Source organism: Mesorhizobium sp. M0778 (genome assembly GCF_040320105.1).
In the GTDB taxonomy this organism is placed as follows: Bacteria; Pseudomonadota; Alphaproteobacteria; order Rhizobiales; family Rhizobiaceae; genus Mesorhizobium.
In genome coordinates this window covers 1-12,989 of record NZ_JAMYPA010000038.1, presented here as the reverse complement: position 1 = coordinate 12,989, position 12,989 = coordinate 1, and the positions used below count along the sequence as shown (strand labels likewise).

General features: G+C 57.9%; 8 protein-coding genes and 3 pseudogenes. 9 read left to right on the top strand and 2 right to left on the bottom strand.

Annotation, left to right across the window (positions count from 1 at the left end):
• The first annotated feature begins 57 nt into the window (after positions 1–57).
• The 8 genes from NKI22_RS30265 (at position 58) to NKI22_RS30230 (ending at position 10,752) form a co-directional block, all read left to right on the top strand.
• Positions 58–1,449 carry an aspartate aminotransferase family protein gene (locus tag NKI22_RS30265; RefSeq protein WP_352959535.1) on the top strand — a complete coding sequence of 464 codons (1,392 nt, stop codon included), beginning with the start codon at positions 58–60 and terminating at the stop codon, positions 1,447–1,449.
• Positions 1,450–1,721: 272 nt separating this feature from the next.
• Positions 1,722–2,993, top strand: coding sequence for a methylaspartate ammonia-lyase (locus NKI22_RS30260; protein WP_352959532.1), 1,272 nt, complete (start codon positions 1,722–1,724; stop codon positions 2,991–2,993).
• Positions 2,990–4,153 carry a CaiB/BaiF CoA transferase family protein gene (locus tag NKI22_RS30255; protein WP_352959529.1) on the top strand — a complete coding sequence of 388 codons (1,164 nt, stop codon included), beginning with the start codon at positions 2,990–2,992 and terminating at the stop codon, positions 4,151–4,153. The genes NKI22_RS30260 and NKI22_RS30255 overlap by 4 nt, the downstream gene beginning before the upstream one ends.
• 56 nt (positions 4,154–4,209) lie before the next feature.
• Positions 4,210–5,112 carry an HpcH/HpaI aldolase/citrate lyase family protein gene (locus NKI22_RS30250; RefSeq protein ID WP_352959526.1) on the top strand — a complete coding sequence of 301 codons (903 nt, stop codon included), beginning with the start codon at positions 4,210–4,212 and terminating at the stop codon, positions 5,110–5,112.
• A 147-nt stretch (positions 5,113–5,259) separates the two neighbouring features.
• On the top strand, positions 5,260–6,186 hold the full coding sequence (locus NKI22_RS30245) for a LysR family transcriptional regulator (protein WP_352959523.1): 927 nt from the start codon (positions 5,260–5,262) through the stop codon (positions 6,184–6,186).
• 200 nt (positions 6,187–6,386) lie between these two features.
• Entirely contained in the window at positions 6,387–7,781 is a 1,395-nt protein-coding gene (locus NKI22_RS30240; RefSeq protein WP_352959590.1) for an aldehyde dehydrogenase family protein, read from the top strand.
• The gene (locus NKI22_RS30235) at positions 7,759–9,330 is read left to right on the top strand and encodes a fumarate hydratase (protein ID WP_502897728.1); all 1,572 of its coding nucleotides are present in this window, start codon (positions 7,759–7,761) and stop codon (positions 9,328–9,330) included. Before NKI22_RS30240 ends, NKI22_RS30235 begins: the two co-directional genes overlap by 23 nt.
• A 258-nt stretch (positions 9,331–9,588) precedes the next feature.
• On the top strand, positions 9,589–10,752 hold the full coding sequence (locus tag NKI22_RS30230; RefSeq protein ID WP_352959516.1) for a M20 aminoacylase family protein: 1,164 nt from the start codon (positions 9,589–9,591) through the stop codon (positions 10,750–10,752).
• A 4-nt stretch (positions 10,753–10,756) separates the two neighbouring features.
• On the opposite strand, the pseudogene NKI22_RS30225 reads toward NKI22_RS30230, so the two are convergent.
• Positions 10,757–11,001, bottom strand: a pseudogene (locus tag NKI22_RS30225) (IS481 family transposase); the annotation flags it as partial.
• 257 nt (positions 11,002–11,258) lie between these two features.
• On the opposite strand from NKI22_RS30225, the pseudogene NKI22_RS30220 reads away from it, so the two are divergent.
• A pseudogene (locus NKI22_RS30220) lies at positions 11,259–12,450 on the top strand (IS110 family RNA-guided transposase).
• Between the two features lie 127 nt (positions 12,451–12,577).
• Here NKI22_RS30220 and NKI22_RS30215 read toward each other — a convergent pair.
• Positions 12,578–12,989: pseudogene (locus tag NKI22_RS30215) on the bottom strand (IS630 family transposase); the annotation flags it as partial.

Here is a 12,989-nt window from a genome sequence, read left to right as displayed (position 1 = left end):
CCGAGGTGAAAGCGCTGCTCCGCCTGAGCTTGAAATCCGCACTACCGGAGCAGTAAGATGAGCACGGGTAACCGCCTATCTAATTCTTTGGCCGCGATGGATATCGCAACAGGCCTCCACCCTTTTACTAACGCCCGCTTGCATGAGCAGAAAGGTCCGCTAATTATGGACCGTGGCGAGGGCATTTACGTCTATGACGTTGCTGGAAAGCAGTACATTGAAAGTTTTGCCGGCCTATGGTCTGTAGCTGTCGGGTTTAACGAACCGCGGCTGGTTGAGGCGGCGACCAGGCAGATGCAGAAACTGCCATTTTACCATACTTTCAACCATATGAGCCATGAGCCGAACATCCGCTTGGCAGAGAAACTAGTTGAACTGTCCCCCGAACACATTACGCGTGTGTCGTTTACGAATTCGGGATCCGAAGCTAACGATACCGTCGTGAAGATGGTTTGGTATGTGAACAACGCCCGTGGCCGCCCCGAGAAAAAGAAATTTCTTGCACGCGCGAAAGGCTACCACGGCATTACGATGGTTTCTGGCAGCCTGACTGGCCTTCCCAACAACCATCGCGATTTCGACATGCCGATCATACCGGTGATCCACCTCACGACACCGCATTTGCGCACGTCTGGCTTCGAGGGCGAGACCGAGGGTGAGTTTTCTGCGCGGTTGCTCAAGGAGATCGAGGACACAATCCTGCGCGAAGGTCCAGAAACCATCGCCGCCTTCATCGGCGAGCCTCTGATGGCTGCGGCAGGCGTGCTCGCCCCACCCGCCGGGTACTGGCAGGGCGTAGAGGCGCTTTGCCGCAAGTACGATATCTTCCTTGTAGCGGATGAGGTCGTGAATGGTTTCGGACGTCTGGGCACCATGTTTGGATCCACCTATTATGCATTCAAACCTGACATCATGGTGACCTCAAAGCAGCTGACGTCTTCTTACATGCCGCTTGCGGCGATCCTCTTTACGGAGGAAATCTACAACATTATCGCTGACAACACCGCAAAGATCGGAACGTGGGGTCATGGCTACACGACGACCGGGCATCCGGTCGCAACGGCGGTCGCCCTCGAGAACCTCAAGATTATTGAGGAGCGAGACCTGATCGGCAACTCGGCGCGAGTGGGAAAGGTCTTCATGGAGAACCTGCAGCGGCTAATGGACCATCCTCTTGTCGGTGACGTCCGCGGCGTGGGCCTTATGGCAGCGGTCGAGATGGTCCCTGACAAATCGTCTCGGAAAGGATTCCAGCAGTTCGGAAAAGCCGGCGGAAAGGCATTCGCATCGGCATTGGCCAACAATCTGATCGTTCGCGTTGTCGGAGATCAGCTTATCTTCTGTCCGCCGCTCATTATTACTGAGGAACAGGCCCTCGAAGTAGTGACCAGAACCAAGAAGACGCTCGGCGAGGTGGCGGATTTCGTGGTCGCTGAAGCGATCAACTGACCTAAATCGAATGTCGCGCGGCCGGGGAGCGAGTCTGCGGCGCCAAATCGCAGGCCTCTATGCACAATGTAGGTCGGGGAGCGGGTCAAGGGTAGCCTTCGCCTCTCCAGTCACGCGCCTAACGGACAGCTTTTAGTATCTAGGAATGCGATGGGACCGTCCCGGACTTTATATTGGCAATCCGAGCTCTTGATGGCTCATATCTATGTGTAGGCGACCTGAGGTGTAGTGCTCGCCACGACTCTGATCCAACACGAATTGGATGGAACCAAGTGCAGATCAAGGACGTCATACTGGCTCCCGGAAACGGTGCTTTCTTTTATGACGACCAAGCGGCTATTAGGGCCGGGGCGGACCAAGACGGCTTCATCTATACAGGCAAGCCCCTCACTCCAGGGTTCAGTTCAATCCGTGTCCCGGCTGCCACACTCGGCGTCGGCCTCGTCCTCACGGATGAGACAGTGGTCTGGGGTGACATGATGAGCGTCCAGTACTCCGGAGCCTCTGGTCGTGATCCGTTGTTCGACGTCACGGAGATATCCGACCTCTCGGCCCGAATAGTGGTTCCCAGGCTTCTGGAAGTTGATGCCTCTCACTTTCTGCAAGCCTGCGCGAATGTGTTTTCCTATCCTGATCAGAAGAGGCTGCCCCTATCCCTAGAATATGGCGTGAGCCAAGCGCTCCTTAGAGCCGCCGCGCACCTTAGAGGCTGCTCAATGGCCGAGATTGTTTGCTCAGAGTTCGGTCTGCCCCTTCCAGATTGCAGGGTACCGATCTTCTGCCAGACTGGTGATTCTCGCGAGATCAATGTGGACAAAATGATCTTGAAGGGGGTGGATGTGCTGCCCCATGGGCTGATCAATTCTCGTGACAAGTTTGGACCTGGAGGTCGGACCTTCGTCGAATTCGTCACGTGGGTCGCAGATCGTATCCGCAAGATAGGCCAACCGGGATACCAGCCTGTATTGCACTTTGACGTATACGGTTGGATCGGCCTCGCTGTTGGCATGGCACCCCAAGAGATCGCCGATTTCATATCGCGACTTGCAGAGAAAGTTCCTGATTTCAGGCTGAACATTGAATGCCCGGCCGACTATGGTTCGACGCAGGCCCAATTGGAAAATTATGCGAGTCTAATATCGATTCTGGACAGGCGAGGCTCTAATGCCCGTGTCGTGGTGGACGAGCGCTGTAACACTCTCGACGACATACGTCAGTTCGCTGAGGCGAAGGCAGCCCATCTAGTCCAGATCAAGATGCCTGACGTCGGCTCGATTGCGGACACGGCGCGGGCAGTGCTCGTTTGCAAGGAGAACAAGGTTGGCGCCTATGTGGGCGGAAGCTGCGCCGAGACCGACCTTTCAGCACGATCGTCGGTCCACATCGCAGTCGGGACACAGGCCGACATGATGCTGGCAAAACCCGGTATGGGCGTGGATGAGGGGTTCTCGATCGTTGGCAATGAGCAGAGCAGGCTGCTTGCCCTGCTGGACAAACGACGTGCTCAACCCGGGCAGCACGTCAAGGGCGTGGTGGCAGCATGAAGCAGATGCTGGAAGGCATCACGGTTGTCGCGGTCGAACAGGCTGTTGCTGCGCCATACGCTTCGTCGCGCCTCGCGGATGCTGGCGCGCGCGTCATCAAGGTCGAAAGACCCGAAGGAGACTTCGCTCGCAACTATGACAAGCTGGTCAAGGGGCAGAGCGCTTACTTTGTCTGGCTTAACCGTGGCAAGGAGTCTGTTTGTCTGGATCTCACCCTTGAGAACGATCGCGCTGTCCTCGACTCGATCATCGCGTCCGCCGATGTCTTTATCCAAAACCTCAAGCCCGGCAGCATTGGTAAACTCGGGTTCGGATCAGCGAAGCTTCGCCGACGCTTCCCCCGGCTGATCACGTGCGACATTTCCGGATTCGGAGACGGAGGCGTATTCTCCCACCTGAAGGCCTACGATCTTATCGTTCAAGCTGAAACCGGATTATGCGCTATTACCGGCAATGCGGAAGGACCGGCTCGAGTTGGCGTATCAGTATGCGACATTTCTGCAGGCATGACAGCCCACGCAGCCATAGTCCAGGCGCTCTATCACCGAGAACGGACTGGCGAGGGCGCCGGCGTTCAAGTCTCGCTGTTCGATGCTATCGCCGACTGGATGAACGTGCCCGTGTTGCAACATGATTACAGCAATTATCAAACGGTGCGCGCCGGTGTGAACCATCCGTCGTTGGCGCCCTACGGCGCATATCGCTGTTCCGACGGCAAGGATGTTATCTTCTCGGTCCAGAATGACCGAGAATGGGTGAACTTCTGCACCAAATTTCTTAAGCAGCCGGAGCTCGTGCGCGCGCCGGGTTTTGCTGACAACATGGAGCGGCTGGGTAACCGACCTCCCCTCGATGAAATCATCAAGAGCCGCTTCTCGGAATTGTCCAGCGACAAGGCGATGCAAGGGCTTGAGGCGGCAGGCCTCGCCTATGGTCGGCTGAACGAAATGATGGACGTTTCACAGCATCCTCATGTCCGCAGGGTTACCGTCAACACACCCGGAGGAGACATAAATTTGATCGCGCCCGCCGCAATCGTCAACTCGGAGCCGGTGTCGCTACGACAAGTCCCTGGGCTGGGCGCCCATACGGCGGCGATCCGAGAGGAATTCGCTCCAGGTGCCCACGAGCACGCTGCACAGCGGGTGCCTCGCGCATAGTGGATTGGGATCCGCCGGCATTTTCCTTGAGATGATTCCCACTACAAGGCTACTCTATGCATCAAATGCCAGGTCCGGGTCTGCACCAGGGGAATCCCGTTCCTCGTTGGAAATCGTTACTTTTTGTCCCTGCCCATGTCGATCGGTTCATCGAGAAGGCCAACGAACGCGGAGCGGACGGGATCATTTTGGATCTTGAGGATGCGGTTCCCCAAGACCGAAAATCCGAAGCTCGGCGGCAACTCTCCGCGTCCGTGGCGCAGGTTGGCAGCCGCGGCGCGTCCGTTTTGGTTCGTGTCAACCGCGGCTTGCGAAGTTTGGCCGCAGACTTGGAGGTCTCGATCGTCCCAGGGGTGCATGGGCTGGTACTTCCCAAGGTAGATTCCGCCGAATGGATAGTGGAAGTCGCTGGGGCAATCGGGGAACTCGAGTGCGAAAGAGGACTTGTGCCCGGCGCGATCAAACTCTTGGCGCAGATCGAGACGCCGGCGGCTCTGTTGCGCCTACCGCAGATCGCTGGCGCACACCCGAGGATGGCTGCTATGGCGCTTGGTCCGGAGGATTTTAGCGCAGCCGTTGGCGCGGCCCCGGATTTTGACCTTCTGCTTGGCCCCAACCTTTCGGTACTTTTCGCCGCACGTGCTGCAGGCATTCTTCCGCTGGGTTTTATAGGAGGTATTGGGGATTTCTCTAATACTCAGAAGTTCCGGCAGGTTGCAACGCACGCGCGGCGCCTCGGATTTGCCGGGGCTTTGGCCATACACCCGTCGCAGGTTGCCATTCTCAATGAGGCTTTTTCGCCGACCGTTGAAGAACTCGAGTGGGCGCGTCGTGTGGTGACAGCGAACCACCAAGCTGCTGAACAGGGCAACAGCGCCTTTGCGGTGGCCGGCAAAATGATTGATCCGCCGGTAGTACGGCGCGCGCGGGAGATGCTCGCACTAGCGGGAAGCAGCTGAGGCGGTTCGCTCGGCCACGGGACGTCTCTGCTGGCAAGTGCGCGGCAACATTGCGCGTTATAAAGCTTCTCCACCATCGCGTTTCAAGATAGCTTCAGCCGATCAGGCTCCTGATACGGTCAGGACCGAACGTGGAATGCTAAGATCGTGGAAATCAGGCAGCTCAGGTATTTCGTCGGCGTCGTCGAAGCGGGAAGCTTCACGAGGGCCTCGGCCCAGTTGAACGTGGCGCAAAGCGCCCTTAGCCTGCACGTTCGTCAGCTAGAGGAAAGCTTCGGCACCCGCCTGCTAGTCCGTGATAGGACCGGCGTTAGCGTAACCGATTCCGGCGCAAAGCTGCTCGAGCACGCGCGAACAATCCTCAGGGAGATACAGCTTACGAAAGCCGAACTGACCAATACGGTTTCTTCGCCTTCGGGAGAGGTGACACTTGGCATACCATCGGGGGCCGCCCGCGTCCTAAGTGGCGAACTTCTGGCAGCAGCAAGGAGCGAACTGCCGGGGGTTGCTCTTAAAATGGTGGAAGGCATGACGGGCCCTCTCGAGGAATGGATGAGCGCCGGTCGCTTCAGTCTCGCTGTGCTTTATCGAACGGCGGAAAGTACAGGGCAAATGACAGTCCTCGCGCGAGAGGAATTTTGCCTGGTGGTACCTCCGGAACTACCTCCGTTCGACGATTCGATCCGTCTTGCCGACCTTCACGCCTTTCCTCTCGCCGTGCCAATGCGAAACAACAACGTTAGGCGGTCCGTCGCGGATGCGGTGGCGCAGCACGGTTGCAAGCTGGACGTCCGGTTCGAAGTGGATTCGCTCTCCACTATCATTAATATGGTCACGGAAGGACGCGCGTACTCGATACTGACTCCATCAGCGATCCAGAAAGAGGCGTTACAGGGATTGGCCAGGACGGTCAGGATCGTTGATCCCGTGATCACCCGTTCTGTTGTGCTGGCAGCGAATCCCAAGGATGAACGCTCTCTAGCTGTAGCTGCTGTGCGCAAGCTGATACCGAAGGTTGTCAAAAACCTTATTGAAAGCGGGAAGTGGCCTGCCACACTACCCCTCGAGTCGTGACCCCATACCAAGTCACGAACGGGCGTTGATCTCGATTCAAGATGGATCTCGACATTATTCGGTATTTGACCGGCCGCCTCGACCACGCTGAAAGTGCGGATGCGCAGGATCCATGATGTTAGAGTTCCTACGCCGAAATTACCAATCAGGCGGAGCAACGGATCTTGGGCGACACGAGCTATGAGCTGTTCATCAATGGCATGTGGCGCGCCGCCAGTGATGGAAAGAAGCTGCCGTTGATCAATCCAGCAACTGAGCAGGTTTTTGGGCAAGTCGCTTCGGCATCCGTGTCAGATCTGGACGAGGCTCTCGCTTCGGCCGAACGCGCCCGAGAAGCTTGGGCCGCTTTGCCCGCGGGGGACCGGGGCGCAATTCTCGTGAAGGCGGCTGGGATTCTTAAGGGCAGGATGGATGCCGCTGCCAAGTCGCTCACCCGCGAGCAGGGCAAGACGATCGCGGAAGCAAAGGGCGAGTATGAACGCGCCGTGGAAACCCTCGAGTGGAACGGCAAGCTTGCGGAACAACTATCAAAACCCATTCCAATGGGCCCAGGCCGTATGATCGTTCCCGAGGCGATAGGTGTCGTCGCCGCATTCACCCCGTGGAACTATCCTGCCGTCCTGAACGCTCGCAAGTTGGCCGCGCCGCTGGCTGCAGGCTGTCCGGTCATTTTGAAAGGCGCAGAGGAGACGCCGAGCGCGGCTGTTTTTATCGTGCAGTCCTTGCAGGAGGCCGGAATACCGGTCGGCGTGGTCAATCTCGTGTTCGGCGTCCCGGCCCAGATTTCCGAGCACCTTCTGGGATCGACGGTGGTAAAGGTCCTTACATTCACCGGCTCTACGGGCGTAGGCAAACAGCTAGCGAAGCTGGCGGCGAACAACCTGCAGCGTTGTGTGTTGGAACTTGGCGGCCATTCCCCTGTCATCGTGTGCGATGACGCGGATCTCGCTCAGGCGATTCCGATTATCGCAGAATACAAATTCGAGTGCGCCGGCCAAAGCTGCAACGCTCCCAGTCGGGTTTTGGTCGCGCGGCCGCTCTATAACGAATTTGTTGCCAGAATGACCGAGATAGTCTCGAAAATTAAAATCGGCGCTCCTGAGGATCCCTCGACGGAAATGGGACCGATGGCGAATGCCCGGCGCGTCGAGGCAATGGAGCGTTTAACGAAGGATGCCGTGGACCGCGGGGCTCACGTCGAGATTGGCGGATCCCGATTAGATCGACCAGGATTTTTCTGGCCACCGACTGTCTTGACCGATGTTCCCGCCGATTCAAAAGTCTTGAAGGAGGAACCGTTCGGACCGATGCTGACTGTTGAGAGCTTCGATACGCTTGAGGAAGCCATCTTGCGGGCCAACACGACGGAATATGGCTTGGCCTCATATTTCTTCACCAGTTCGCCAGATACAAAACTTAGACTGGTTAGCGCTCTGGCGGCCGGCGCGGTTAGCGTAAATTACCTCAAAGGCGTGTCCGCCGACGCCCCCAACGGGGGCATAAATCAAAGTGGCTATGGTTACGAAGGGGGCGAATTGGGTTTGCGCAGCTTTCAAAACCTTAAGCTGATCAATGGGATGGGTTCGTTCGGGTAAAGTTGTGGCCACAAAGACACGCATCATCACAGGCGAGGATATTACGCAGAGCGTTGCCGACGCCCTTCAGTACATCTCGTATTATCACCCTCCGGACTATATCCAATACCTGTCAGATGCCTATAAACGGGAGCAAAACCCGTCGGCGAAGAACGCTATTGGGCAGATATTGCTCAATTCCCGAATGGCGGCGTTCGGTCGACGACCGATCTGCCAGGACACAGGCCTGGTGGTGGTATTCGCGAAAGTCGGCATTGGCGCCCGAATCCGCTCAAGCGCTAGCTTCTCGGAGTTGATCAATGATGGTGTGAGACGGGCCTATCTTGACCCTAACAATCCGCTCAGACCGTCAGTGGTTGCCGACCCGCTCGCGAAACGCGCCAACACGCGGGACAACACGCCGGCGGCTGTCCACGTTGATCTCGTACGCGGCAACACCGTCGAGATTACGATTGCTGCGAAGGGCGGAGGTTCTGAAAACAAGGCCCGGTTCACCCAGCTTAATCCTGCTGCATCGGTCGCCGACTGGGTTGTGGAAACGGTAGCGTCGCTTGGCAGCGGGTGGTGCCCACCTGGCCTGATTTCGGTCGGGATTGGGGGTAGCGCCGAAAAGGCCATGCTGCTGGCTAAAGAAGCGATGAACGAACCCATCGACATGGCGGACTTGATTGCAAGGGGTGCCAGGAATGCGGAAGAGGCGCTTCGCGTGGAACTATACGACAGGATCAACGCATTAGGAATTGGCGCACAAGGCCTTGGCGGGCTCACAACTGTTGTTGATGTCAAGGTTGCTACATATCCGACGCACGCCGCCTCGCAGCCAGTCGCCCTGATCCCGCAATGTGCTGCAAACAGGCATTTGAAGTTCACACTGGACGGCTCGGGACCGGTTCAACTTCAGCCGCCGGACATTTCCATGTGGCCCACAATCGAGGAAGCGGATTTGCGCAGTACAATAGTGCGGCGAGTTAATCTTGATACACTGACAAGGGAAGAAACGGCAACGTGGCGATGCGGCGAGACGCTGCTTTTGTCAGGCAAGTTACTGACGGGCCGGGATGCAGCGCATAGACGGATGGTCGATCTGATCGCGCTGGGAAAACCGATCCCGGTCGATTTGCAGGGACGTGTGATCTACTATGTCGGGCCCGTACGCGCAGTTGGTAATGAGGTCGTAGGACCTGCTGGACCGACCACGTCAAGCCGCATGGATGGGTTCGTAGAAACAATTCTTGCCGAAACTGGTCTCTACGCAATGGTGGGTAAGGCGGAGAGGGGGCCAGCCGCCATCGAGTCTATTGTCCGTCATAAGGCGCCTTACCTCATCGCGGTTGGGGGCGCTGCCTACCTGATATCCAAATCCATTAAGTCCGCGCGTGTGGTAGCGTTCGAAGACTTGGGCATGGAGGCGGTCTATGAGTTCGAGGTGCAGGATATGCCGGTGATCATGGCAGTCGACGTTAAAGGCGAGTCCGTTCACCAATCGGGACCCATCGAGTGGCGTAAAAGAATGGCGGCCGACAGCATAGCACGCAGCATTGGCATTTAGGTCAAGGGGCGCTTCGCATAACTTTATCTCGAACCCAGATGGCGACAATATAAACACTGCATTTGACTTGGACCGCCCGCCGAACGATCTTTGTTGCAACGAATGACGGACGTGGCAACCAATGTCACAATACGTCTCCCGCCAATGTCATAACGCTGGCGTTTCATGGGGAGATCGGGGAGACGGTCCGAGTCTGGTGACTGCTGTGGCAAGCAGCGACGCCAGGGACTATTCCGATCGCGAAAGTGGAGTGCAGTCATGCGTAGCGTTGATGAATTCAAACCCTTACACGGCGAGGTCGCCGAGTGGCGGCGCTACCTTCACCGGAACCCTGAACTCGACTACCTAGTGCATAATACCGCTCGGTTTGTCACCGAAAAGCTGGCCTCCTTCGGCATCAATCATATAGAGACCGGAATTGCCGAAACTGGGATTGTCGCCGTCATCCAGGGTGGAGGTGGAGAAGGCCCGACGATCGGCTTGCGTGCGGATATGGACGCATTGCCCATCCGCGAGGCATCCGGCAAGCCATGGTCTTCCGAAATTCCAGGCAAGATGCATGCCTGTGGCCATGACGGCCACACGGCGATGCTGCTCGGTGCTGCGAAACATTTGGCGGGCACCCGAAATTTCAAGGGTTCCGTAGCCTTGATCTTCCAACCGGCGGAGGAGGGGGCCCTAGGCGGCCAGAGAATGGTCGAGGAAGGCATCATGGACCGTTTCGGCATTTCGCAGGTCTTTGGCATGCACAACATGCCCGGTATGGATATCGGCAAGTTCGGTATTTGCGATGGGCCAATTCTGGCGGCGCTAGACGAGTTCGACTTAGCTGTTGTTGGCAAGGGAGGCCATGCAGCAATGCCTCACCAGACCATTGATCCGATTATGATAGCCGGACACGTGATCGTTGGTCTTCAGTCCCTCGTATCCCGAGGCACCGATGCGCTACAATCGCTGGTCATTTCGATCACCAAGCTCCATGCCGGCGATGCTTACAATATCGTTCCCGAGCGCGTGGAGATGGCGGGAACCGTGAGGACGCTTTCGCCAGCCCTGAGGGACTTCGCCGAGGGCCGAATCCTCGCATGCGCTGAAAGTATCGCCCGTGCGTTTGGGGGGGATGTAGAACTCAACTACCGTCGCCATGATCCGATTACCATGAACCGAACTGAAGGTACTGAGCTGGCCGTGAAAGCCGCGTCTGGCATTGTGGGTGCGGCTTCCGTCGATGCAAAGATCAAGCCGCTCATGGGATCCGAGGATTTCGCCTACATGCTTGAAGCGCGGCCAGGCGCCTTCATTTTCATGGGCAACGGGCCAAGCGCCCCCCTCCATAATCCATCCTACGACTTCGATGACGAAGCTCTGCCGTATGGCATTGGCTATTGGGTGAACCTGGTGGAGACTGCGCTCGCTTCTTGATCGACTAGCTGTTTGGTCCCGGCATTTGCTGGAGCGGATTTAGCCTGAAGTGTTCGGGCTGAGTGGTCCATGCCTTGCAGACGAACTCGTAGGGTGTGAGACCTTTGAGGGTCTTGAGCCCTGCCGGCGAAGTTGGAAGCCGTGACGAAGTTCGGCAAGGTGCTGGCGCAGCTGATCGTGGCTCTCGTAATAGAAGCGCTTGAAGGTGGCGTCCTTGATGGTCCTGTTCATCCTCTCGACCTGGCCATTATCCGGTATGTGATCTGTGGTGCCTTTTCGTCCTGCTGTTCTTGTCTTGGAACGGCCTTGTGGTGAGCCCATCCGGGATGTGGGGCACCGGGAGCACGAAGGTGCAGGCAGGCCGTCAATAGACCGTGGGCTGAGAGCCCGAGCTCGTTACATGGCCGCCCCTCGCGACTTCCCGGATGCGCTGCGAGCGCGGATCAGTAGATGTCGTGTTGCCCGCCAGCTCCCGTCTTTGACCGAGCCAAGAAGGAGGAACGGGCATGCGCATCATCGGACTGGATATCCATCGCGCCTTCGCCGAGGCGGTAGCTTGGGAGGACGGCAGGCTCAGGCGGCTGGGTCGTGTCGACATGCGGCGCGATCTGCTGGATGCCTTCGCCGCAAAGCTGTCGTTGGATGATGTCGTAGGATCGAGGCGACGGACAACGCGTCCTCGGCCGCCGCGGTTGTGGCGCCGCATGTGAAGAAAGTGGTGATCGCAAACCCCAAGCAGGTGCGCATCATCGCCTATGCCAAGATCAAGACGGACACGATCGATGCCAGCGTTCTGGCGCAGCTCTATGCCAGCGGCTTCCTGCCGGAAGTCTGGATTCCGGATGAGCCGACGCAGGCTCTGCGTCGACAGGTGACACGGCGCAATCAGATTGTCCGGCAGAGGTCTCGATTGAAGAACGTCATCCAGTCGATCCTTCATAGCCACCTGATCCCGTCCTGCCCGCATGCCGACCTGTGCGGCACTAAGGGCCGGTCATGGTTGAGCGAGCAGGTCGTGCCGCAGGACGAGCGCCTCGCGATCGATCGGCATCTGCGCGAGTTCGACCGATTGGGCGAAGACCTCCAGGTCATCGAACGCGATCTTGCCCGCTCGGCTCTCGCGGATGAAGGCGTGAAGCGGCTGATGACCATTCCCGGCGTCGACATGACCGTCGCGCTGGCGATGAAGGCGGCGATCGGCGACGTGTCGCGCTTCGCCGTGGGCAATAGAACCTGCTTCAAGAACGGCCGTCAGTTCGCGGCCTGGCTCGGCCTGGTGCCGAAACAACGATCCAGCAGTGGAGGGCGAGCCCGCCTGTTCGGTATCAGCAAACGCGGCGCTCGCTACCTGCGCACATTGATGATCCATGGCGCTCGCGCTGCGCTCGGTAGAGCAGTCGGCAAGCAGGATCCCCGAAGTCTCTGGCCCGGTAAGCTGCGGCAAAGGGGCATTCCAATGTCGCGGCCGTCGCGCTCACAAACAAGAATGCGAGGATCGTGTGGGCCATGCTCTCGGGCGGCACACTCTACGAGCACACACCATCGCTTAAAGCTGCTTTAGGCGAAGCGGCAAAACGAAGGAATAGCAGAAGGGTCTCACCCGGCAACTGCAGCAAAATGGCACGAGATGGTGAAACGGTCATTTCGTCGCTTCCCGGACCTGGTTTGTGTACCGGTTTGGCTTCGGCTAACGTTTAGGGATCGATGAGGTGGAAGCGCGCGAAAATCCATCGGGGCTCGCGGCGACGACGTTGTCCCGCCGCATCAGGAACCGAATATACGCCAGCACTTGTGACCGACGATCTTGATCTAGAGCACGTCCTGTTTAATCCGGTTCATATCCTGCGGCTTTGAAGTAGTTGGCACATTCGGCTGGGGTGAAGAGGTCGACGACCGCGCCGACCGCGTCCCAGAGAGCCTTGATGGTTCTTTCGGCCTTTGCTCGCAGCAGCGCCTTGAGTTTGGCGAAGGCGTTCTCAATCGGATTGAAGTCGGGACTGTAGGGCGGCAAGTAGAGCAGGCTCGCGCCTGCGGCCTCAATCGCGTCGCGCACGCCGGCGGCCTTGTGGGCGGGCAGGTTGTCCATGACGACTACGTCGCCCTCCGACAATGTAGGGACCAGCACCTGCTCGACAGGCCAGGAACACGTTGCCGTTCATGGCGCCGTCGTAGACGAAGGGCGCAGTCATGCCCGTCAGCCGCAGCGCTCCGGTGAAGGTCGTGGTCTTCCAGTGGCC

Coding starts and splice junctions, on each gene's coding strand:
- NKI22_RS30235 (WP_502897728.1), top strand. CDS start 7,759: ATGGGATGGGTTCGTTCGGGTAAAGTTGTGGCCACAAAGACACGCATC.
- NKI22_RS30230 (WP_352959516.1), top strand. CDS start 9,589: ATGCGTAGCGTTGATGAATTCAAACCCTTACACGGCGAGGTCGCCGAG.
- NKI22_RS30250 (WP_352959526.1), top strand. CDS start 4,210: ATGCATCAAATGCCAGGTCCGGGTCTGCACCAGGGGAATCCCGTTCCT.
- NKI22_RS30255 (WP_352959529.1), top strand. CDS start 2,990: ATGAAGCAGATGCTGGAAGGCATCACGGTTGTCGCGGTCGAACAGGCT.
- NKI22_RS30240 (WP_352959590.1), top strand. CDS start 6,387: ATGTGGCGCGCCGCCAGTGATGGAAAGAAGCTGCCGTTGATCAATCCA.
- NKI22_RS30265 (WP_352959535.1), top strand. CDS start 58: ATGAGCACGGGTAACCGCCTATCTAATTCTTTGGCCGCGATGGATATC.